This is a genomic window from Serratia liquefaciens ATCC 27592, assembly GCF_000422085.1.
Lineage (GTDB): Bacteria > Pseudomonadota > Gammaproteobacteria > Enterobacterales > Enterobacteriaceae > Serratia > Serratia liquefaciens.
In genome coordinates this window covers 5,082,464-5,104,481 of the sequence record NC_021741.1, presented here as the reverse complement: position 1 = coordinate 5,104,481, position 22,018 = coordinate 5,082,464, and the positions used below count along the sequence as shown (strand labels likewise).

Annotated in this window: 23 protein-coding genes and 1 pseudogene; 12 read left to right on the top strand and 12 right to left on the bottom strand. The window is 55.6% G+C overall.

What is annotated here, in order from left to right:
- The first annotated feature begins 3 nt into the window (after window positions 1-3).
- Window positions 4-1,029, top strand: a complete 1,026-nt coding sequence (gene tdh / locus M495_RS23755; RefSeq protein ID WP_020837587.1) for an L-threonine 3-dehydrogenase — start codon at window positions 4-6, stop codon at window positions 1,027-1,029.
- Window positions 1,030-1,061: 32 nt separating this feature from the next.
- On the opposite strand, the gene M495_RS23750 is transcribed toward tdh, so the two are convergent.
- The 3 genes from M495_RS23750 to gpmM are packed head-to-tail and all read right to left on the bottom strand — an operon-like array spanning window position 1,062 to window position 4,918.
- Entirely contained in the window at window positions 1,062-2,027 is a 966-nt protein-coding gene (locus M495_RS23750; protein WP_020837585.1) for a divergent polysaccharide deacetylase family protein, read from the bottom strand.
- 2 nt (window positions 2,028-2,029) lie between these two features.
- Window positions 2,030-3,364, bottom strand: coding sequence for a murein hydrolase activator EnvC (gene envC / locus M495_RS23745; protein WP_041415109.1), 1,335 nt, complete (start codon window positions 3,362-3,364; stop codon window positions 2,030-2,032).
- A 9-nt stretch (window positions 3,365-3,373) separates the two neighbouring features.
- Complete coding sequence (gene gpmM / locus M495_RS23740) at window positions 3,374-4,918, bottom strand: 2,3-bisphosphoglycerate-independent phosphoglycerate mutase (protein WP_020837582.1); 1,545 nt, start codon at window positions 4,916-4,918, stop codon at window positions 3,374-3,376.
- Between the two features lie 298 nt (window positions 4,919-5,216).
- Here gpmM and M495_RS23735 point away from each other — a divergent pair, with 298 nt between their 5' ends.
- The 5 genes and pseudogenes from M495_RS23735 (at window position 5,217) to cysE (ending at window position 8,404) form a co-directional block, all read left to right on the top strand.
- Complete coding sequence (locus M495_RS23735) at window positions 5,217-5,651, top strand: rhodanese-like domain-containing protein (protein WP_020837580.1); 435 nt, start codon at window positions 5,217-5,219, stop codon at window positions 5,649-5,651.
- 28 nt (window positions 5,652-5,679) lie between these two features.
- Window positions 5,680-5,928 carry a glutaredoxin 3 gene (gene grxC / locus M495_RS23730; protein WP_012147490.1) on the top strand — a complete coding sequence of 83 codons (249 nt, stop codon included), beginning with the start codon at window positions 5,680-5,682 and terminating at the stop codon, window positions 5,926-5,928.
- 59 nt (window positions 5,929-5,987) lie between these two features.
- On the top strand, window positions 5,988-6,458 hold the full coding sequence (secB, locus tag M495_RS23725; protein ID WP_020837579.1) for a protein-export chaperone SecB: 471 nt from the start codon (window positions 5,988-5,990) through the stop codon (window positions 6,456-6,458).
- Window positions 6,458-7,477: an NAD(P)H-dependent glycerol-3-phosphate dehydrogenase gene (gpsA, locus tag M495_RS23720; protein ID WP_020837578.1), complete on the top strand. Its 1,020-nt coding sequence runs from the start codon at window positions 6,458-6,460 to the stop codon at window positions 7,475-7,477. The genes secB and gpsA overlap by 1 nt, the downstream gene beginning before the upstream one ends.
- Before the next feature lie 106 nt (window positions 7,478-7,583).
- Window positions 7,584-8,404 (top strand): annotated as a pseudogene (gene cysE, locus M495_RS23715) (serine O-acetyltransferase).
- 63 nt (window positions 8,405-8,467) lie between these two features.
- Here cysE and M495_RS23710 read toward each other — a convergent pair.
- The 5 genes from M495_RS23710 to cpxR all read right to left on the bottom strand — a co-directional run bounded on the left by M495_RS23710 (window position 8,468) and on the right by cpxR (window position 12,690).
- Window positions 8,468-9,139: a DUF3313 domain-containing protein gene (locus M495_RS23710; RefSeq protein ID WP_020837576.1), complete on the bottom strand. Its 672-nt coding sequence runs from the start codon at window positions 9,137-9,139 to the stop codon at window positions 8,468-8,470.
- Window positions 9,140-9,272: 133 nt separating this feature from the next.
- The gene (locus M495_RS23705) at window positions 9,273-10,022 is read right to left on the bottom strand and encodes a CHAD domain-containing protein (protein WP_020837575.1); all 750 of its coding nucleotides are present in this window, start codon (window positions 10,020-10,022) and stop codon (window positions 9,273-9,275) included.
- 62 nt (window positions 10,023-10,084) lie between these two features.
- Window positions 10,085-10,558, bottom strand: coding sequence for a tRNA (uridine(34)/cytosine(34)/5-carboxymethylaminomethyluridine(34)-2'-O)-methyltransferase TrmL (trmL, locus tag M495_RS23700; protein ID WP_020837573.1), 474 nt, complete (start codon window positions 10,556-10,558; stop codon window positions 10,085-10,087).
- 63 nt (window positions 10,559-10,621) lie between these two features.
- Entirely contained in the window at window positions 10,622-11,995 is a 1,374-nt protein-coding gene (cpxA, locus tag M495_RS23695) for an envelope stress sensor histidine kinase CpxA (RefSeq protein WP_020837572.1), read from the bottom strand.
- Entirely contained in the window at window positions 11,992-12,690 is a 699-nt protein-coding gene (gene cpxR, locus M495_RS23690; RefSeq protein ID WP_004953234.1) for an envelope stress response regulator transcription factor CpxR, read from the bottom strand. Before cpxR ends, cpxA begins: the two co-directional genes overlap by 4 nt.
- A gap of 148 nt (window positions 12,691-12,838) precedes the next feature.
- Between cpxR and cpxP the strand changes: the two genes are divergently transcribed.
- The 4 genes from cpxP to M495_RS23670 all read left to right on the top strand — a co-directional run bounded on the left by cpxP (window position 12,839) and on the right by M495_RS23670 (window position 16,900).
- Window positions 12,839-13,333: a cell-envelope stress modulator CpxP gene (gene cpxP / locus M495_RS23685; protein WP_041415106.1), complete on the top strand. Its 495-nt coding sequence runs from the start codon at window positions 12,839-12,841 to the stop codon at window positions 13,331-13,333.
- A gap of 287 nt (window positions 13,334-13,620) precedes the next feature.
- Window positions 13,621-14,523: a CDF family cation-efflux transporter FieF gene (gene fieF, locus M495_RS23680; RefSeq protein WP_020837568.1), complete on the top strand. Its 903-nt coding sequence runs from the start codon at window positions 13,621-13,623 to the stop codon at window positions 14,521-14,523.
- A gap of 232 nt (window positions 14,524-14,755) precedes the next feature.
- Complete coding sequence (gene pfkA, locus M495_RS23675) at window positions 14,756-15,718, top strand: 6-phosphofructokinase (protein ID WP_020837567.1); 963 nt, start codon at window positions 14,756-14,758, stop codon at window positions 15,716-15,718.
- A gap of 192 nt (window positions 15,719-15,910) precedes the next feature.
- Window positions 15,911-16,900, top strand: coding sequence for a sulfate ABC transporter substrate-binding protein (locus tag M495_RS23670; RefSeq protein ID WP_041415742.1), 990 nt, complete (start codon window positions 15,911-15,913; stop codon window positions 16,898-16,900).
- 68 nt (window positions 16,901-16,968) lie between these two features.
- Here the strand turns inward: M495_RS23670 and tpiA are convergent, their stop codons facing one another.
- The gene (gene tpiA / locus M495_RS23665; RefSeq protein WP_041415104.1) at window positions 16,969-17,736 is read right to left on the bottom strand and encodes a triose-phosphate isomerase; all 768 of its coding nucleotides are present in this window, start codon (window positions 17,734-17,736) and stop codon (window positions 16,969-16,971) included.
- Between the two features lie 127 nt (window positions 17,737-17,863).
- The gene (locus tag M495_RS23660; protein ID WP_020837562.1) at window positions 17,864-18,454 is read right to left on the bottom strand and encodes a DUF1454 family protein; all 591 of its coding nucleotides are present in this window, start codon (window positions 18,452-18,454) and stop codon (window positions 17,864-17,866) included.
- 199 nt (window positions 18,455-18,653) lie between these two features.
- Here M495_RS23660 and M495_RS23655 point away from each other — a divergent pair, with 199 nt between their 5' ends.
- On the top strand, window positions 18,654-19,079 hold the full coding sequence (locus tag M495_RS23655; protein WP_041415101.1) for a DUF805 domain-containing protein: 426 nt from the start codon (window positions 18,654-18,656) through the stop codon (window positions 19,077-19,079).
- Between the two features lie 16 nt (window positions 19,080-19,095).
- Here M495_RS23655 and fpr read toward each other — a convergent pair whose 3' ends face one another.
- Both fpr and M495_RS23645 read right to left on the bottom strand, forming a co-directional pair.
- Window positions 19,096-19,842 carry a ferredoxin--NADP(+) reductase gene (fpr, locus tag M495_RS23650; RefSeq protein WP_020837557.1) on the bottom strand — a complete coding sequence of 249 codons (747 nt, stop codon included), beginning with the start codon at window positions 19,840-19,842 and terminating at the stop codon, window positions 19,096-19,098.
- Between the two features lie 3 nt (window positions 19,843-19,845).
- On the bottom strand, window positions 19,846-20,469 hold the full coding sequence (locus M495_RS23645) for a helix-turn-helix transcriptional regulator (protein WP_020837552.1): 624 nt from the start codon (window positions 20,467-20,469) through the stop codon (window positions 19,846-19,848).
- A 296-nt stretch (window positions 20,470-20,765) separates the two neighbouring features.
- Between M495_RS23645 and emrD the strand changes: the two genes are divergently transcribed.
- Window positions 20,766-21,950 carry a multidrug efflux MFS transporter EmrD gene (emrD, locus tag M495_RS23640; RefSeq protein ID WP_020837551.1) on the top strand — a complete coding sequence of 395 codons (1,185 nt, stop codon included), beginning with the start codon at window positions 20,766-20,768 and terminating at the stop codon, window positions 21,948-21,950.
- Window positions 21,951-22,018 lie beyond the last annotated feature (68 nt).

Sequence of the window (22,018 nt, the reverse complement as noted above, 5' to 3'; positions counted from 1 at the left end):
ACCATGAAAGCATTGTCAAAACTGAAAGCGGAAGAAGGGATTTGGATGACCGATGTGTCTCAGCCGGAGCTGGGTCATAACGACATCATGATTAAAATCCGTAAAACCGCGATCTGCGGTACCGATGTTCATATCTATAACTGGGATGAATGGTCGCAGAAAACCATCCCGGTGCCTATGGTCGTCGGCCACGAATACGTGGGTGAAGTGGTTGCCATCGGCCAGGAAGTCAAAGGGTTCAACGTCGGCGACCGCGTTTCAGGCGAAGGTCATATCACCTGCGGCCATTGCCGCAACTGCCGGGGTGGCCGCACGCATCTGTGTCGCAATACCACCGGTGTGGGCGTGAACCGTCCAGGGTCGTTTGCTGAGTATCTGGTGATCCCGGCGTTCAATGCCTTCAAGATCCCGGACAATATCTCCGATGAACTGGCGTCAATCTTCGACCCGTTCGGCAATGCGGTGCACACCGCGCTGTCGTTTGATTTAGTGGGCGAAGACGTGCTGGTTTCCGGTGCTGGTCCGATTGGCATCATGGCCGCAGCGGTATGTAAGCACGTTGGCGCTCGCCATGTGGTGATTACCGACGTCAATGAATACCGTTTGGATCTGGCGCGTAAAATGGGCGTGACCCGTGCGGTGAACGTCAGCAAAGAAAACCTGAACGACGTGATGGCCGAGTTGGGCATGACCGAAGGATTTGACGTTGGGCTGGAAATGTCCGGTGCGCCACCGGCGTTTCGTTCGTTGCTCAATGCGATGAACCACGGTGGGCGTATTGCCATGCTGGGTATTCCACCGTCGGATATGTCGATCGACTGGAATCAGGTGATCTTCAAAGGGCTGTTTATCAAAGGGATTTACGGTCGTGAGATGTTTGAAACCTGGTATAAGATGGCGGCGCTGATTCAGTCTGGTTTGGATCTGACGCCTATCATTACTCACCGTTTCTCGATCGACCAATTCCAGCAGGGCTTTGATGCCATGCGTTCCGGCCAGTCCGGGAAAGTGATTTTGAGCTGGGATTAACAGTAAAAAGGGCCGGAATTCCGGCCCTGATTTTATGCTTTAGGTTTGTCTTGCGTTGAGTCCGTCCAGCGTTGCCACTGACGTTTAATGAAGGTCACGGCCGGCGACTGGGTCACGCTTTCGCCGATCACACTCATGACCTTGCCCGCGTTGACTTTTTCCTTCGGCAACTTGACCTTACACTGCTTGATCCCGCCATTGAACGGGTTCTTCGGCTGCGGTTTCTGCGGTTTGACCGGTGGTGGAACATAGCTGCCGCCACTACCGCCGCCCTGTGGTTCGTTCAGCAGCGAGCTGGGTTTCACCAGCACGATGTCGCTTGGCAGCGTAGGCAGCATTTGCTGCAGCACTTTCACCGTCGCCGGCCGCGGGTGGCCAATGGCAATAGCGGAACCGTTGCGCCGTGCCAATTCGACCGCCCGGTTGAACTGGCGACGGATATCAGCTTCGCTGGCCGTATCGTCCAGGAACACCTTACGCTTGATCACCTTCACATGGGTGCCGGCCGCCGCTCGGGTGGCCTGGCTGTTGCCGATGGTCATGCTGTCGAGGAAATAGAGCTGATAGCTGTCGAGCGCCTGCATGACTTTCTGCATACCTGGCAGGCTGGAGGTCATGGCGCTGCCCATGTGGTTATTCATACCCACCGCATAGGGCACATTATTGACCGCATTGCGGATAATGCGCTGGATTTCTTCGCTGCTCATGGAAGGCTGCAGCGTGTCACGCTCCAGCGGTTGCTTACTGAGCGGCGCCATCGGCATATGGATCAGTACTTCCCGGCCCTGACTGTGGGCGCGGGTGGCCATTAAGCGGGCATGGGGGGCGTTGGGCAGCACTGCAACGGAGATGGCCGTCGGCATTTGCAGCACCGCACCTTCTTCGTGCGGGCGGTAGCCCACGTCATCGATGACGATGGAGAGTTTCCCTGCCTGTGCGGCGCAGACCTGCAGCAGACAGCCAATCAAGACGGCAGTACGGATTTTGTTATAGCGCAAATCTATCTTCCCAACCACGGTAGTGGGTTAACGGCCTGACCCTGGCGACGAATTTCGAAATAGAGCGATGGCGTTCCCTGGCCTCCGCTGGTGCCTACCAGGGCTATCGGTTGGCCGGCGCGCACCTGTGCCCCGACGTTGACCAGTGCACTTTGGTTGTAGCCGTACAGGCTCATGTCACCCTTACCGTGTTCGATGACGACAACCAGGCCATAGCCCTGCAGCCAGTCGGCCAGCAGCACGCGACCGTCGGCGATAGCTTTCACTTCGCTGCCTTCGGCGGCGGAGATCACCATGCCTTTCCAGCGTAGTTCACCTTGCAGCTGTTCACCGAAACCATGCAACGTGCGGCCGCGGACCGGCCAGATTGCCTGCCCATTCGGTCTGCCAAGGCCGCCGGTACGGGCCATCAATGAGCGGTCGGCTTCGCTTGGCTTATAGCTGGTGCCGGTTTTCTTCGCCTGCTGTTCTTTGACGCGAACCTGCTCGCGAACCTTGGCGGCCTCACGCGCTTCGCGTTCCGCTCGGGCACGGGCTTCTCGTTCGGCCCGGGCAATCTTGTCGCGCATGCGGGTTTCGTTCTGGCGCAGTTCCACCAGACGCTGCTGATCTTTTTCCAGCGAGGCTTCCAGCGCGGTCAGCGTTTTCTTACGTGCACCGCGTGCCTGCTCCAGCTTCTGCTGCTGCGTTTGTTGTTCGCCTAGCAGCGATTTCTGTTGGCCCTGCTTGGCCACCAGCGTGGTTTTTTGCTTTGCCAGCTCGGCGCGGGTTTGCTTCAGTTCTTCAATGGTTTGCTGACGCGCGTCGTTCAGGTAGCCGAAGTAAGCCAAAATACGCTCGCTACGCTGGCTCTCCTCACCGCTGAGGATCAATTGCACGGCGCTGTGCTGGCCCTGGCGGAAGGCGGCATCGAGCTGTTTGGCGAGGATTTCCTGCTGGGTGGATTGCTGCTTTTGCAGCTTGGCGATTGAGGCATTCAGGCCGGAGATATCTTTCCCCAGTTGGCTCAATGTGCTTTGGGTGTCACGCAGCAGGCGGCTGGCCTGCGCGATGGTTTTTTCTTGCTGCTTAAGCTGATCCTGCAATGAGCTGCGCTGTTGCTGCTGCTGCTTAACCGCCTTTTCTTTCTCGGCGATGCTTTGCTGGATGTCTTTGAGCTGGGATTTATTGTCTTCCGCCGCCTGGCTGGCTAACGGCAACAACAAGACGCCAGCGTAAAATACGCTGGCGCACAGGGTGGTTAACTTCCTTGGCGCGGTGCGTTCAGGCAGCGGCTGGCTGCCTGGGTTTGCGCTTCGGGTTACCCTTGATAGTGCAAAAAACGCCTTTTCCCTCATAGGGAAGGATTATTCCACGATGAACAGCGGCTTACCAGTCATCTCTTGCGGGATTTCCATTCCCATCAGCGTCAGCATGGTCGGCGCGATGTCCGAAAGCTTGCCGCCGTTGACTGCGCGGGCAGGCTTGCCGATGTAAATCAGCGGTACCGGAAGGCTGGTGTGGGCGGTGTGCGCCTGACCGGTCGCCGGATCGCGCATTTGCTCGGCATTACCGTGGTCGGCGGTGATCAGCAGTTGCCCGTCGACGGCTTTCACCGCTTCGACGACCTGGGCGATGCAGCCGTCCAGCGTTTCCACCGCTTTCACTGCCGCGTCGTAAACCCCGGTATGACCCACCATATCGCCATTTGGATAGTTGCAGATGATGGCGTCGTACTTGCCGCTGTTAATGGCGGTCAGCAGTTTGTCGGTCAGTTCGGCGGCGCTCATTTCTGGCTGCAGATCGTAGGTCGCGACCTTCGGTGAGTTGATCAGCACACGTTCTTCCCCGGCAAACGGCTCTTCAACGCCGCCATTATAGAAGAAGGTGACGTGGGCGTATTTTTCGGTTTCCGAAATGCGCAGCTGGGTTTTGTCGTGCTTCATTAACCATTCGCCGAAGGTGTTGTTCAACGATGCCGGCGGATAGGCGCAGGGAACTTTGATGTCGGCCGCGTATTCGGTCAGCATCACGAAATCACCAAAGTTGATGACTTTGGCGCGTGGGAAACCGTCGAAATCCGCATTTACGAAGGCACGAACGATCTGGCGTGCGCGATCGGCGCGGAAGTTCATGAAAATCAGTGCGTCGCCGTCGTGCAGTTCGGCCGTGGCCTCCCCGGCAGTCTGGAGAACGGTCGGCTTGACGAACTCGTCGTTCTCGCCACGCTGGTAAGCGGCCTGCAGGGCAGCAACGGCGTTGTCGGCGACAAAGTCGCCCTTGGCCTGGGTCAGTAAATCATAAGCCAGTTGAACGCGATCCCAGCGGTTGTCGCGGTCCATGGCGTAGTAACGGCCGATCAGCGATGCGATACGCCCGCAGCCGAGGCTGGCAAAGGTATCGCTAAAGCGTTGCAAGGAGGGTTCAGCACTGCGTGGCGGGGTATCGCGACCGTCGAGGAAGGCATGCAGATAAACGGCTTTTGCACCGCGTTGCGCGGCCAGTTCAATCATGGCCAGAATATGGTCTTCGTGGCTGTGCACGCCGCCCGGCGACAGCAACCCCATGATATGCACTGCTTTGCCGGCCTGTACGGCCTTGTCGACCGCTGCCGTCAGCGTTGGGTTAGCGAAGAAATCGCCTTCTTTGATTTCTTTATCCAACCGGGTCAGATCCTGATAAACGATGCGCCCGGCCCCCAGGTTGACGTGCCCGACTTCCGAGTTGCCCATCTGACCGTCAGGCAGGCCGACATCCAGCCCGGATGCGGCGATAAGAGTATGCGGCTGTTGTTGCCACAGGCGATCCATCACCGGCGTTTTGGCGTTCACAATGGCGTTGTCCTGTTGCTCCTCACGGTGGCCGTAACCGTCCAGGATCACCAGTACCATCGGTTTTTTGTTGCTCGACATTGCATTAACCTCGTTATGAATTTTAAGTTGTGAATAGCCATCTGCCCGATGCCGGAGTGATGGCTATTCACCCTAAAAACCGACCGATTTTACAACGCCGACGGTTAAAAAGAGCCCAGAGAGATCAAAGTTGCGGTCAACAAGGGCGGCTTTTAGGCTGTGGCGCAGAGAATTTCTCAGCGTAGCCCGCAGTTTCTGCACTAGCACTTGCTTATTGGCTGTATTTGCTGCACTCGGCAGGTATACTCTGGAACCTTGAGTTATTTTTTCCTTAAACTGACGGGAGTTGTTACACCCCATGCTGCAAGAAATTATGCAATTCGTTAGCAAGCATCCCATACTGAGCCTGGCCTGGATCGCCCTGCTGGTTGCGGTGATCGTCATGACCTTCAAAAGCAGTTTCTCCAAGGTGAAAGAGATCACCCGTGGTGAAGCCACCCGACTGATTAATAAAGAAGATGCCGTTGTGGTGGATACCCGCAGCCGTGATGATTTCCGCAGAGGCCACCTGGCCAACGCCATTAACCTGACCGCCAGCGAAATCAAAAGCGGCAGCCTGGGCGAGCTGGAAAAACACAAGGCTCAGCCAATCATCGTGGTGTGTGCCAACGGCACCACTTCACGTGAGCCGGCAGAAAACCTGCACAAGGCGGGCTTTGAAAACGTCACTACGCTGAAGGATGGGATTGCCGGCTGGAGCGGGGAAAACCTGCCATTAGTACGCGGTAAGTAATTATTTAACGTAGTTGAGGTGGTAATCCATGGCTAACATTGATATCTACACCAAAGCGACCTGTCCGTTCTGCCATCGCGCTAAAGCGCTGCTGAACAGCAAGGGCGCCGCGTTTAACGAAATCGCCATCGATGGCGATAATGAAAAACGCGAAGCGATGATTGCGCGCAGTGGGCGCACCACCGTGCCTCAGATTTTCATCGATGGCCAACATATCGGCGGCTGCGATGATTTATATGAACTCGATGCTCGTGGTGGTCTGGATCCGCTGCTTTAAGCGGGCCGCTACCGGTTACTGAGTGTCAATAAGGACGTTTAACCAAGGGTATTACACACATGTCAGAACAAAACAGCACAGAGATGGCTTTCCAGATTCAGCGCATTTACACCAAGGATATCTCCTTCGAAGCGCCAAAAGCGCCGCAGGTTTTCCAGCAGGAATGGCAGCCAGAAGTTAAACTGGATCTAGATACCGCTTCCAGCCAGTTGGCTGACGAAGTGTATGAGGTTGTACTGCGCGTAACCGTGACGGCGTCTCTGGGCGAAGAAACTGCGTTCCTGTGTGAAGTGCAGCAGGCGGGCATCTTCTCCGTAGCGGGCATCGACGGCACGCAGCTGGCGCATTGCCTGGGTGCATACTGCCCGAACATTCTGTTCCCGTATGCGCGTGAGTGCATCACCAGCCTGGTTTCTCGCGGTACATTCCCGCAGCTGAACCTGGCACCGGTTAACTTTGACGCGCTGTTCATGAACTATCTGCAGCAGCAGGCGGAAGGCGAAGGTGCCGCACCACATCAGGATGCCTGATGAACAGCGTCAATGCTTCAATGACAGTGATCGGTGCCGGCTCGTACGGCACCGCATTAGCTATTACGCTGGCGCGTAACGGCCACTCCGTGGTGCTCTGGGGCCATAACCCCGAGCAGATTCAAAAAATGCAGCACGATCGCTGCAATCAGGCCTTTCTTCCCGACGTCACCTTCCCCGATACGCTGTTGCTTGAAGCCGATTTGGCCCGTGCGCTGGCGGCTAGCCGCGACGTGCTGGTGGTGGTGCCAAGCCATGTATTCGGTGATGTGCTACGCCAGTTGAAACCGCATTTGCGGCCGGATGCCCGTATCGTTTGGGCAACCAAAGGGCTGGAGGCAGAAACCGGTCGGCTGTTGCAGGACGTGGCGCGCGAAGCACTGGGCGAAGCCATTCCGCTGGCAGTGGTCTCCGGACCGACGTTCGCCAAAGAGCTGGCTGCCGGGCTGCCTACCGCCATTGCGTTGGCCTCTACCGATGCGCAGTTCGCCGATGACTTGCAGCAGTTGCTGCACTGCGGCAAAAGTTTCCGCGTCTACAGCAACCCCGATTTTATCGGCGTGCAGTTGGGCGGGGCGGTGAAAAACGTGATTGCCATTGGCGCTGGGATGTCAGACGGTATCGGGTTTGGTGCCAATGCCCGTACCGCATTGATTACCCGCGGCTTGACGGAAATGACACGCCTTGGCTCTGCGCTGGGTGCCGATCCTTCGACCTTCATGGGCATGGCAGGGCTGGGCGATCTGGTGTTAACCTGCACCGATAACCAATCGCGCAACCGCCGCTTCGGTATTATGCTGGGGCAGGGAAAAGGCGTGCAGGAAGCGCAGGACAGTATAGGTCAGGTGGTCGAAGGCTATCGCAATACCAAAGAGGTATTGGCGTTGGCGCAGCGGCACGGCGTTGAAATGCCGATTACCGAACAGATTTACCAGGTGCTGTACTGCCATAAAGATGCCCGCGAGGCCGCGCTAAGCCTGTTGGGGCGGACCAGAAAAGACGAAAAACACAACGCTTGACCTATAAAATAGAATGCGGGGCGGCATGCTGACCCCGGCAACTGAATTGGGCTGCCTGATTGCTATGCGATGAGGCAGCCTGTTTTGCAAGGCGGAGAGGAACCTGATGTCGTCAGAAGAGTTAGAGCAGGTCTGGAATAGCATTAAATCAGAGGCGAGAGAGCTGGCTGAGTGTGAACCGATGCTGGCTAGCTTTTATCATGCGACGTTGCTCAAGCACGATAACCTGGGCGGTGCGCTCAGCTATATTCTGGCAAACAAGCTGGCAAATCCCATTATGCCGGCCATTGCGGTGCGTGAAGTGGTGGAAGACGCCTACTTAGCCGACCAGCAAATGATCGCTTCGGCCGCCCGTGACATCCTGGCCGTGCGCCTGCGAGACCCGGCGGTAGATAAATATTCAACGCCGCTGCTGTACCTGAAAGGTTTTCATGCGCTGCAGGCCTACCGTATCGGCCACTGGCTGTGGCTGCAGGGGCGGCAGGCGCTGGCGATTTACCTGCAGAATCAGATTTCGGTCGCTTTCGGCGTGGATATCCACCCGGCGGCCACGATTGGCTGCGGCATTATGCTTGACCACGCTACTGGTATCGTGATCGGTGAAACTGCCGTAGTAGAAAATAACGTGTCTATTCTGCAGTCGGTTACCCTTGGTGGTACCGGAAAGACCAGCGGCGACCGCCATCCGAAGATCCGTGAGGGCGTAATGATTGGCGCCGGGCTAAAATTCTCGGCAATATCGAAGTGGGTAAAGGCGCTAAAATCGGTGCTGGCTCTGTGGTGCTGCAGTCTGTACCTGCGCATACGACCGCCGCGGGCGTGCCTGCACGCCTCGTCGGCCGGCCAGAAAGCGATACGCCGTCGATGGATATGGACCAGTACTTCAACGGTACCAATCACGGTTTTGAATACGGTGATGGGATTTAATCCGGTGAGTTGACGAATAAAATCGGGGGAGCTTTGGCTACCCCGATTTGTTTCTTCGCAGGGTTAACCCTGTTTAGGGAAGTTGGTGATGTCTTTAACCATGTCGTCGATCGCTGCTTTGACGTCTTCCGCTGTTACCGGTGAGCTGTCGTTGCTGACGGTTTTACCATAGGCTTTACGAGCAACTTCCAGCACCGTTTTGCCGGTATCCTGATCGATCAATTCACCTTCGATATACAGCGTGGTGTTTTGGGTTCTGTGACCGCTGGCCGCCATGGTGCTGGCAACCACAGCCGCGACCGGTACCACCTCATAGAATTTCATATCTTCGTTTTCTGCAGACACTGCCGTGATGGCGAGTTTAGCCACCAGCACGCGTGACCCGGCCGGACTATTGAGTACGGTAAAGCGATCTTGAAGCGCGGTTTTAATCCGCTGAGAAGCGTAAGCCTTTATTTTATTCAGCGTATCTTGGCTAACGCGCGTCGTCGGTTTTTCAGCAGGGAAATAGACTACTGGCTCAAAATACAGGCCGCGGTAGTTGGACTCTTTGTAGCTTGGGTCGATCCAGCGCAGCGTTTTGTGGCCGCTTGGTGATGTGGTTTCCTGCAATTTGCTGTAGTCAGACAGGAATCCCGAGTACTGATCCGTTTTGGTTACTTTGGACGAACAGCCCGCCAGTAACAGGCCCGCTGCCAAAACCGCCATGGCAACGCCCAAACGTTGTTTTTTCATACGATTTCCTATGATGAATGTCGATTACCCTTACAAAACATAGCTTATTATCCTCTGGGGCAGTGAATGTTTTCGGCGCTCGCCGTGCCCTGTTTCTGCATTCTTTTGACAGTATCGTGATACGCCGCTGGTTTTAGGCACTCAGCGTTCGCGAAAGTGAAAGGAGTGCCTTTTCTGCTTGCTCCCGCGTCGTCTCCAGCGCCATTTGCCACTGCGGCAACAGCGGCCAGAGATCTTGCTGGTTTTCGGCCTGCTGGCACCAGACAAAACGATCGTGCCAATCTCCGAGTGCGCTTTGTGCCGTTTTCAGGCTGGTGACGGTTTCAGGCGTGATGAGGGAGAGTTGAGAATAGGCTTCGGCAACATAACGCAGACGCTTAACCAGCAGGCGCAGTTGGTGCCGATCGTAATGTATGTCGGCCAATGCCAGGCGTAGCTGTTTTACCTGGAGGCGCAGGCGGAGGGCAACACGACGTTTGATGTGTCGGGGTTGAGTTCGGCGGAAGGTTTTTGGCCAGATATGTAGCAGAGTGGGAAAGTGGGTCAGCAACGGCTGTGACATCAGCGCGAGTTTGCGGCGGTACAGCTCGGTTTTGCGCGTATTGGCCTGCCATGCCAACTGATGCAGTTCCAGTTCGGCGATCAGCACTTCCAGATCGCGTATCGGCGTAGTGATTTTTCCCAAGTCGGCAGCAGCGCTGCTGAGGCCAGTTACGCCGGGGATACCGCGTAATGGTCGCAGCAGACTTCTGATACGCTGCAGGTTGATGCGTACGTCGTGCAAGGCCTCAACGTCTGAGGTGTCCTGCAAACGCAGCAGCGCCTGATTCAGCGCGCTCTCGAGCCTGCGTAGCTGCGCAATAATACTCTTAGCCAAAGCCATGCGATGTCCCCGGAGAGGCAACCTTTCAGTATTATCGTCTCCGCAGGAACGGTTGTCATTGATTAAGACTTAATCAGCGCGCCCGCGTAGTCCAACTGCCGCCAGGCTTCGTACACGACTACCGCGACAGCATTGGACAGGTTCATGCTGCGGCTTTGTGCCTGCATAGGGATGCGGATTTTCTGCTGTGCCGGCAAGGCGTCAAGGATCTCGGCGGGCAGACCGCGAGTTTCCGGTCCGAACAACAGGTAGTCGCCGGCCTGGTAGCTGACTGCGCTGTGTGCCGGGGTGCCTTTGGTGGTCAGGGCAAACAGACGCTGCGGATTTTCGCTGGCGATAAAGGCGGCGTAGTCGGCATGACGTCGGATACTGGCGAATTCATGGTAGTCCAGCCCCGCGCGGCGCAGGCGTTTATCATCCCACGGGAAGCCCATTGGCTCTATCAGATGCAGTTGAAAACCGGTATTGGCGCACAGACGGATAATATTGCCGGTATTGGGTGGAATTTCAGGTTCGAATAAAACGATGTTCAGCATGTAAAAAGCCCCTCATGACGAGGGGCGCAGAATAGCAAAATCTTACCGGCCTGTCTTAGGCTATCAGCGTTGGTGGAGCGGTAACCACAGCACCAGACGCAGGCCGCCGAGCGGACTGTCTTCCGCTTTCACCCAGCCACGATGCTGGTTAACCGCCGCCTCTACGATGGCCAGGCCCAGACCTGTCCCGCCGGATGCGCGATCGCGTGCTTCATCGGTTCGATAGAACGGTCGGAATATTTGCTCGCGATCTTCCGCGCTGACACCGGGACCGTCGTCGTCGACCACAATGGTGATGCCTTGGTTGTCTGCGCTGAACGCCACGGCAATATGGGTGTTCGAATAACGCAGGGCATTACGCACGATATTTTCCAGCGCGCTATCCAGCGCACCGGCGTTACCGTACAGGGTCCACGGGCCGGGAGGGGAGGTGATCTCCAGCTGTTTGCCCATTTGTTCTGCTTCGAAGCTGGCGTCGTCCAGCACGTCGGCCCACAGTTCGTTGGCCAGCAAGCGCTCACGCACCAACTCACTTTTCTGTTGCCCACGCGACAACACCAGTAAATCGTTAATCATCGAGTCCAGACGCTGTGCTTCTGTTTCTATACGTGCCAGCTCGTGCCCTTCGCCGTGGCGACGGCGCATTAATGCCGTGGCCAGCTGCAGGCGGGTCAGCGGCGTGCGCAACTCATGCGAAATATCGGAGATCAGCCGTTGCTGAGCGGTCATCATGCGTTCCAACGCGCTGACCATTTGGTTAAAACTGGCGCCGGTCGCCAGGAACTCTTGTGGCCCGGCCTCCAGCTCAGGATGCTGTTTCAGGTTGCCACGTGCGACATCGTCCGCCGCATTCTTCAGTTTGCGCGCCGGTTTTGCCAGGCTCCAGGCCAGCCATAGCAGCAAGGGGGCGCTGATCAGCATAGTGACGATCAGCAGCAGCAGCGGCCGGTCGAACATCAGGTTGATAAAATCGGATTGTGGGCTGTTGGCAGGGCGGATCAGGTACAGCTGGTAGTTGTCTTCACCATCCCGTACCGAGAAGGGGCCGACCAGTTCGACACGGCCATATTTCTTCTTCTTCGGATGATCGGCGTTATCGGATTGGCCGATAAAATTGCGCACCAACTGCATTTCGTTGCGCTGCATGTTGCCAATCACCCGGCCTTCGCTGGTGACCAGCAGCAGGCGCTGCCCTGGCGGTGCCCATTTTTCAATGGCGCGGAATAAGCGCCGCCACCACATCAAATCGTTGGCCGGATCGTTTTGCAACTCGGCTTCGACGTGTTGTTCCAGCATCAGCCCCTGCCGCTGTTCGCTGTCCAGCAGCGAGGTCATTTGGCGGGAGTCTAACTTGGGCACCATCAACACCAACATCAGCACCAGGGCCAATGTGAACCAGAAAATGGCGAAGATGCGTGCCGTCAAACTGTTGATCATGTTGCAGATACCATTAAGTAACCCCGACCACGCAGCGTTTTGAACCACGGATGACCGTCTTTGCGGTTCGGCAGCTTACGTCGCAGGTTGGAGATGTGCATATCGATAGCGCGATCAAAAGGCGTCAGTCGTTTACCCAGTACTTCCTGGCTCAGCAGTTCGCGTGACACCACTTGACCAAGGTGCTGCGCCAGCAGGTACAGCAGGGTAAATTCGGTGCCGGTGAGATCCAGCGTTTGGCCGTCGAAGCTGGCTTCCTGGCGACCCGGGTTGAGCTGCAGGCCGTCTACATCCAGCGTTGGTGCGCCGGTATCGACATTCTGCTGTTGTTCGCTCCAGTTGGAACGGCGCAGAATTGCGCGGATACGTGCCACCAGTTCGCGATCGTTAAAGGGTTTTGGCAGGTAGTCATCGGCGCCCAGTTCCAGGCCCAAAACGCGGTCAAGTTCACTGCCGCGGGCGGTCAGCATGATGACCGGCGTCTGGTGATGCTGACGCAGCTCTTTCAACGTATCGATACCGTTTTTCTTCGGCATCATGATATCGAGCAGTAGCAGATCGATGGAGCTGTCCAGTAGCGACAACGCCTGTTCGCCATCGTAAGCAACCACGATGGTAAAGCCTTCCATTTCAAGCAGTTCTTTTAACAGCGAGGTCAGCTCGCGGTCGTCGTCAACTAACAGAATTTTATTCATTATGTTTTACCTCCTGACGCAAAATACGTCATCAACTGTTGGCATTCCATGACTTTACGTAGTTTTACATGCACTGACGCATGTTTGCAGGTGCAGCAGTACACTGCTCCTCGTTGATTCGCAAAGTGAGAAAGCACGAGGAGTTGAAATGCGTAAGGTGACCGCATTAGTTATGGCATCAATGCTGGCAATAGGTTCTACCGCTGCGTTCGCTGCCGACACTACATCGGAAACTGCACCGACTCCCGGAAACGATGCGACCACCAGAACACCTGGCCAACACCACATGTTTGACGGTGTCAGCCTGACTGAGCAACAGCGCCAGCAAATGCGCGATTTAATGCGCCAGGCGCGCCACGATCTGCCAGGTGTCAATGTAGCTGAAATGGAAGCCATGCATAAGCTGGTGACCGCAGACAAATTTGATGAAGCCGCCGTGTATGCCCAGGCGGAACAGATGGCCCAGCAGCAGGTTAAGCGTCAGGTCGAAATGGCTCGGGTACGCAACCAAATGTATAACCTGCTGACGCCACAGCAAAAAAGCGTTTTAGACCAGAAACATCAGCAGCGCATGCAGCAGATGGAGCAACAGATTTCTGGTTTGCAGCAAACTTCTGCCCAGAAGTTAAGTACGACTGAGTAGTCCCCTGTTTTTTCCTTGCCATAGACACCATCCCTGTCTTCCCCCGCCATGATGGCGGGGTTTTTTTTATCCATCAATTACAGCTTGATAGCCCGCCAGGCAACTCTGCAAGGTTAAACCACAGAGTATGGACCATGACGACGTTTAGCGCCGGTCGCACGGATTGTTTGCATCGATATGGCGACATCCCTTCGCGATATGCACTGCGTTGGCGGCGGTTATCTGAAGGGCTTTTTTGCTCATCATTCCGTTATACTGACCCTCTGAACGTTTAACCGGGATGGGTTATGGAACCGCAATATGCGCGTTTGGTTAAATCCGCCGCGTTAGCGGCCACCGTTTTGGCCTCAACGCTGTTACTGATCAAAATTGTCGCCTGGTACCGCACCGGTTCGGTGAGCCTGTTGGCCGCGCTGGTGGATTCGCTGGTGGATATTGCCGCGTCGCTGACCAACCTGCTGGTGGTACGTTACTCGCTGCAGCCGGCCGATGAGGAGCACACTTTCGGGCACGGCAAGGCCGAATCGTTGGCGGCGCTGGCGCAAAGCATGTTCATTTCTGGTTCGGCGCTATTTTTGTTTCTCACCGGTTTTCAACATCTGTATTCGCCGGAAACCTTGCGTGACCCTGGCATCGGTATTGCCGTGACGATAGTGGCTTTGGTCAGCACCCTGCTGTTGGTCACCTATCAGCGTTGGGTGGTAAGAAAAACTCGCAGTCAGGCCGTCCGAGCAGATATGCTGCATTATCAGTCAGATGTCATGATGAATGGTGCTATTCTTATAGCGCTTGCGCTAAGCTGGTACGGTTTTCACCGGGCAGATGCGCTGTTTGCACTGGGAATAGGCGTCTACATTCTTTATAGCGCGCTGCGAATGGGCAATGAAGCCGTGCAATCGCTGCTGGATCGGGCATTGCCGGACGACGAGCGCCAGGCGATTATTGATGTGATCTCCTCATGGCCTGGGGTCAAAGGCGCGCATGACCTGCGTACCCGTCAGTCCGGACCGACGCGCTTTATTCAGTTGCACCTGGAGATGGACGATGCGTTACCGCTGATGCAGGCGCATATTCTGGCTGAACAGGTGGAGCAGGCGCTGTTGCACCGTTTCCCGGGGGCTGATGTTCTTATCCATCAGGATCCTTGTTCTGTAGTGCCCGCGGGCCGACAGGGGCGTTGGGAGCTATAATTAATGCAGGACAACGGGAACTCGCACAGCGGATAAATAATGGCATTAGCTCCGCGTGCCATGACGCTTTTTTACCGCAATATTGCGTGACTTGAATCAATTCAGCTGGGTGTTTTTGCTATAATATCCAGCAATAAAGCCGTAAAGCTGGTTTTCTGCAGCCGGAGAGGTTTCAAGACAATCGGCGAATACAGAATTCTTAAGAAATTGCATCTACAGTTCAGAGGTAGTCATGATCAAGAAAATCGGTGTACTGACGAGTGGCGGTGATTCGCCGGGTATGAACGCTGCTATCCGCGGCGTTGTGCGTGCTGCACTTTCGGAAGGTCTGGAAGTTTTTGGTATTTACGATGGCTACCTTGGCTTGTACGAAGATCGCATGGAACAATTGGACCGCTATAGCGTGTCCGATATGATCAATCGCGGCGGCACTTTCCTCGGTTCAGCCCGCTTCCCTGAGTTCAGAGACGACAGCGTACGCGCCAAGGCAATTGAGAATCTGAAAAACCGCGGTATTGATGCGCTGGTGGTGATCGGCGGCGACGGTTCCTATATGGGGGCCAAACGCCTGACGGAAGAAGGTTTCCCTTGTATCGGCCTGCCAGGCACCATCGATAACGATGTGGCCGGTACCGACTACACCATCGGCTTCTTCACCGCGCTAGAAACCGTCGTGGAAGCTATTGACCGTCTGCGCGATACCTCATCTTCTCATCAGCGTATTTCCATCGTTGAAGTGATGGGACGCTACTGTGGCGATCTGACCCTGGCGGCGGCGATTGCCGGCGGTTGTGAATTTATCGTATTGCCTGAAACCGAGTTCAACCGCGAAGACCTGGTCTGCGAAATCAAGGCCGGTATTGCCAAAGGCAAAAAACACGCGATTGTGGCGATCACCGAACACATCTGCGATATCGATGAGTTGGCTCGCCATATCGAACAAGAAACCAAGCGTGAAACCCGCGCGACCGTGCTGGGCCACATTCAGCGCGGCGGCTCGCCGGTAGCTTATGACCGTATTCTGGCTTCCCGCATGGGCGCTTACGCGATTGAGTTGCTACTGCAGGGCTACGGCGGTCGTTGCGTCGGTATCCAGAACGAGAAGATGGTGCACCACGACATCATCGATGCGATCGAAAACATGAAGCGTCCGTTCAAGGGCGACTGGCTGGATACAGCGAAAAAGCTGTACTGATCCCGCATTAATTCAGCTCGAGAAGCCTCCGCACGCGGAGGCTTTTTTTATGCCCGTGGTAGTTATATTCCAGAATCGTCTAGCCCAACATTTTTTATTCTTTAATTGGCGGGAAAGTTTCTGGCAGGCTCTGATGCTAAATCAACCGATTGAGGTTGTGATTAATTTTCCTGGGAGAGCGAGTCGATGCGTATGCGTAAATGGGGTGTAGGTCTGACAATAATGCTGTTGGCGTCCGGCGCCATGGCGAAAGATATCCAACTGCTGAACGTTTCGTACGACCCGACACGCGAGTTCTATCAGGAATATAACACCGCATTCGGTAAATATTGGCAGCAGCAGACCGGCGATAAAGTGACGGTACGTCAGTCACATGGTGGCTCCGGCAAGCAGGCGACCTCGGTGATTAACGGTATTGAAGCCGATGTGGTCACGCTGGCGCTGGCCTATGACGTGGATGCCATTGCCGAACGCGGACGCATCGATAAAGATTGGATCAAACGCCTGCCGGACAACTCGGCACCTTATACCTCGACCATTGTATTTCTGGTGCGTAAAGGCAACCCAAAACAAATTCACGACTGGCAAGATCTGATTAAGCCGGGCGTCTCGGTGATCACCCCGAACCCGAAAACTTCTGGGGGCGCACGCTGGAACTATCTGGCGGCCTGGGGTTACGCACTACACCAGAACAATAACGATCAGGCCAAAGCGCAGGAGTTCGTTAAAAACCTGTATAAGAACGTCGAAGTGCTGGATTCCGGCGCACGCGGTTCAACCAATACCTTCGTTGAGCGTGGTATTGGCGATGTGCTGATCGCCTGGGAAAACGAAGCTTTGCTGGCGGAGAAAGAGCTGGGTAAAGACAAGTTTGAAATTATCACCCCAAGCGAATCGATTTTGGCGGAGCCGACCGTCTCGGTGGTGGATAAAGTGGTTGATAAGCGCGGTACCCGTGATGTGGCGACGGCTTACCTGAAATATCTGTATACGCCGGAAGGACAAACCATCGCGGCGAAAAACTACTACCGTCCGCGTGACGCGGCTGTGGCGGCCAAGTTTGCCGAGCAATTCCCGAAACTGAAGCTGTTCACGGTGGATGATACCTTCGGCGGCTGGACTCAGGCACAGAAGGTACACTTCGCCACCGGCGGTGTGTTCGACGAAATCAGCAAACGCTGATGCCTTGATGACAATAATAAAAAACCCCGGCTTGCCGGGGTTTTTTATTTAGCAGCCAGAGAAAGAAATCAGGCTTTTTTAGCAGCGGCAGCGGCTTTGACGATCACAGCGAAAGCATCGGCTTTCAGTGAGGCGCCGCCAACCAGCGCGCCGTCGATGTCCGGCTGAGTGAACAGCTCGGCGGCATTTTTATCGTTCACAGAACCGCCGTACTGGATGATCACTTCTGCAGCTACTGCAGCGTCCTGTTTAGCGATGTGATCGCGGATAAATTTGTGTACTGCCTGAGCCTGCGCAGGGGTGGCGGATTTACCGGTACCGATAGCCCAGATTGGCTCATAAGCGATAACCGCGCCTTTGAAGGCTTCTGCGCCCTGAGTTTTCAGCACGGCGTCGATCTGGCGTGCACAAACTTCTTCGGTTTTACCCGCTTCGTTTTCTGCGTCGGTTTCACCGATGCACAGCACTGGGATCAGGCCGGCTTTTTTCAGCACGGCAAATTTCTCGGCGATCGCTGCATCGGTTTCTTTATGGTAAGTACGACGCTCGGAGTGGCCGATGATGATGTATTGCGCACCGATATCTTTCAGCATGTCGGCGGAAACTTCACCGGTGAATGCGCCGGACAGGTTCACGTCTACGTTTTGAGCGCCCAGAGCAATGCGGCTGCCGGCCAGTGCGTGTTTCGCCTGGTCCAGGTACATCACAGGCGGTGCGATAGCGACGCCACAGCCGTCAACGCTGCTCAGCTCATTGCGCAGAGCGGCGATCAGTTCGTTAACCATGTGAGTGCTGCCGTTAAGCTTCCAGTTACCCATAACTAATGGATGACGCATGTTTTTTCCTCCAACAAGGGAACGCGAGAGTCGAAATAACCACTGCCGGACCGGCAGTTTACCTGCCCAACAGTATAGAGATGATTAAGCGCGAAGGCTTTGCTTTTCGTCATTAAATAGCCTGCCGTTACGGCTCGGATAACGTCAGCTTAACCGGTTCAACAGCGAAAGTTACTCCTTTATCGCCGTTGTCTGCCACTACATAGCGGATCGCACCGACCTGCTGTTGGTAAAAGCGCTGGCCTTTGCCTTTTTCCAGCAGGTTGGCCACTTTACTCAGGCTTTTTTCCACCGTCAGCGTCGGTTCAAACTGGCGCATCAACGCGGCCATATAGCTGACGGCAATGGTGCGAGCGGCTTTTTCTTCGTTGCTCTGCTGTAGCGGCAGGTGGGTAATTTGCAGCGTTTTGATTTTTCCGGTGCCTTTTTCCAGCGCGGTTGAGGCATAGAGATTCTCGTTTAGCTTGCTGGCAGCGCGCGTCAACAGCGGCGTATCGTCTTCGGTGGTGGCAATAGCGCGGAATTCGCCGATCGGTAGCGTCGGGTTATCGCGGTTATATTTTTCGCGGAACTTCACCACCGTCAGATCAAACGTTGGCGCTCCGGCCAGCAGGTAGGGCGCGGTAGGCGAAGCGTTGGCGGGGGCATCCGGCGGATCGGCCCAGGCGCTGCCGATGCCCAGCAACAGGCAGGCAATGGCGATGGTTTTTCTCAGCATGGTATATACGGCATCAATGACAAAGATGGCTCCGATTAAAGCGAGAAGGGAGGAGGGTGTCAAAGATCTCGCGCCATTATCGCTCACTGACAAGAAAGCTGTGCGTTACTCCGCGTAATGCAGGGCAGAAATCTTCGCCCGGCAGCGCCTATGTTACACTGCACGGCAGAATATGGGCAGGCAAACAACGCAGGATTCAATGACAATACAACAGTGGTGTTTTTCGTTTAAGGGCCGAATTGGGCGGCGTGATTTCTGGATTTGGATGGTGCTGTGGGTAGTGCTGATGGCGGTGGCTTTTTCACTCGCCAGCAATAAGCTGGTGGATATCCAAACCATCGCCTTTTTTATCGTTGGGCTGCTGTGGCCAACGGCGGCGGTGCTGGTGAAGCGTTTGCATGACCGCAATAAAGCCGGTTGGTGGGCGTTGTTACTGATTGTGGCTTGGCTGCTGGCGGCGGGTAACTGGCAAATGCTGGCGCCGGTTTGGCAGTGGGGCGTGGGGCGTTTTATCCCGACGCTGATCATTGTGATGATGATGATCGATTTGGGCGCGTTTGTCGGCACGCCCGAGGATAATCGTTTTGGTCCGCCGGCCAAACCCGTCAAGTTCGGCGCGGATTAAAACCAGAGGCTATCAATTACCAATAGTGTTCGCTGGTGATATGGCCCGGTTTGCGGCGCAGGTGCTTGCGCATCTGGCGCTGATCTTTCAGCGTTTGCTGGGTATCGCGCACCATTTGCGGGTTACCGCACAGCATGACGTGGTCAGTTTCGGCGTCGAGGGTCAAGCCTACCGCTGCTTCCAGCCGGCCATCCTCAATCAGCGCGGGTACGCGTCCCGTCAGCGAGCCGGGGACTTCTTCACGGCTGACGATGGTTTGAATGCGCAGTTTGCCATTGTAACGCTGTTGCAACTGCTGCATCAGCGGCAGGTAGCTGAGATCGCGCGCAAAGCGTGCGGCATGCACCAGCACCAGGTTTTTGAAGCGCTCCAGGCCTTTGCCTTCCTGCAGAATCGACAGGTAAGGGCCGATGGCGGTACCGGTGGCCAACATCCACAGGGTGTCGCATTCCGGCACCTCGTCCAGAACGAAAAATCCGGCGGCCTCTTTGGTTACCATCACGTCCGAACCCGGCCGTAGCTGATTGAGCCGTGGGCTCAGTTTGCCTTCCGGCACGGTAACCAGGTAAAACTCCAGATTCGGATCGCTGGGGGCGTTGACGTAAGAATAGGCGCGCTGCACGCGTTCGCCGTCAACTTCCAGCGCCAGCTTGGCAAACTGCCCGGCAATAAAGGGATCTATGGGGGCGTCGACGATAATGCTGAACAGCCCGTCGGTCCATTGTTTGACTTGCGTAACCTTGCCATTAACCCAATCAGCCATACTCTAAAGCTCCAATGGTCGAATCAAATAAGCGCAATGTCGTGAGCCGGAAATAGCATGCGCAGTGCGCTCTATACGATAGCCATGGCCAAACAGGCGGTGAAACAGCTGCAGCTCCGAGTTGCACAGGCTGCTGCAGGCGGTGGCCGCTACGCCGATGGGGCAGTGGTTTTCCACCAGCAATGTGCCCTCCGGATGCTCAAGCAGTTCGGCCATATAACCATCCTGCTGCCGCAGACGCACCAGCCGGGCAAGCTTGGCTTGATGACAGGTCTCTTCCGACAGCTCTTCGGCATAGCGCTGATAAAGTTTTTCTTCGCGCGCACTGAGTAACTGTTCAACCGCTTCAGTGCCAAACAGCTGATGGGCGGAATCCAACAACGTCGTCGCCAAAGTATCGTGATCATCGGCGAACCGGCTGTGTCCCTCATGGGTCAGCGACCAGTAGCGCGTCGGACGGCCCACTTTGGTGCGCGCTTCCTCGTAACAAACCAGCTCACGTTTTTCCAGGGATTGCAGATGCTGACGAATGCCCATGGGGGTGATATCCAGATGCTCGGCCAGCATTTTGGCAGAGTGTGGCCCCAGGGTTTTTAACTGCAACAAAATCAGCTCTGGTGTCTTCATAATCCAAATCCCTATGGTGTTATTTTATTTCAAGATGATGAAAATAATTATCGATTAAATGCTAAAGCTAAACTACTGAAAATTTACCCTTTTTAACCCTTAAGCGGTAGACGTACAGTTTAATTTACGAGGCTGGTTGCCTTTGCTGCCACTGTGACGCAGATCAATATCTGTCTGAAACTCGCTAAAAAAATCAGATTTGTTAGCTTATGCCGCCATAGAGGGCTGCTCGCCGTTCTGGCTGAAAGTGGGGCCATACCGGGACGCTGTGACGAGTTAAAACGTTAACGAAGATAATGAGAAAAATAGAAAACTTTCACCTGCTGGTGATGCTTATCCTGTTGGTGGCCGTCGGTCAGATGGCACAAACCATTTATGTTCCTGTTATTGCTGATATCGCCAAGGATCTGTCGGTGCGCTCCGGCGCAGTGCAGCGCGTGATGGCGGCGTATCTGATGACCTACGGGTTCTCGCAGTTGATTTACGGCCCGTTGTCGGACCGCATAGGCCGCCGTCCGGTGATCCTGGCCGGGATGATGATCTTCCTGATGGGGGCCCTGGGCGCGCTGTTGTCCAACAGCCTGACGATGCTGGTTGCTGCCAGCGCCATTCAGGGGATGGGCACCGGCGTGGCGGGGGTGATGGCGCGTACCATGCCGCGCGACCTGTATGCCGGCACTTCACTGCGGTATGCCAATAGCTTGCTGAATATGGGCATCCTGGTGAGTCCGCTGCTGGCACCGATCATCGGCGGTGCGTTGGCGATGCTCTTTGGTTGGCGCGCCTGTTATGCCTTCCTGTTGGTATTGTGCGCCGGTGTAGCCTTCTCCATGTTCCGCTGGCTGCCGGAAACTCGGCCGCAGCAAACCGAAAAGCGGCGTATGCTGGCAAGTTTCCGCAAGCTGCTGGCTGACGGCACGTTCAGTTGTTATCTGGTCATGCTGATTGGTGCGCTGGCGGGGATCGCCGTATTTGAAGCCAGCTGTGGCGTGTTGATGGGTGGCGTGCTGGGTCTGAGTGGCCTGACCGTCAGTCTGCTGTTTATTCTGCCGATCCCGGCGGCGTTCTTTGGCGCCTGGTATGCCGGTCGCGACGGTAAAACATTCCATACTCTGGTGTGGCATTCGGTTATCAGCTGCCTGTTGGCGGGTCTGATGATGTGGATCCCGGGCTGGTTTGGGGTGATGAACATCTGGACGCTGATTGTGCCGGCTGCGCTGTTCTTCTTCGGCGCGGGGATGATGTTCCCGTTGGCCACCACCGGTGCGATGGAGCCGTTCCCCTATCTGGCCGGCGCGGCGGGGGCATTGGTCGGTGGTATGCAGAATATGGGGTCTGGCCTGGCCACTTGGCTTTCTGCCATGCTGCCGCAAACCGGGCAGTTCAGCCTCGGCCTGCTGATGTTTGCCATGGCGCTGCTGATATTGCTGTGTTGGTGGCCGCTGTCGAATCGAATGCAGCATCAGGGCCATACCGCATAAAACGTGTAGGGAGTTTGATGACAAAGTGGTCTGTGGACCCGAGATACTCGGGCCTAGCGCACCGAGGG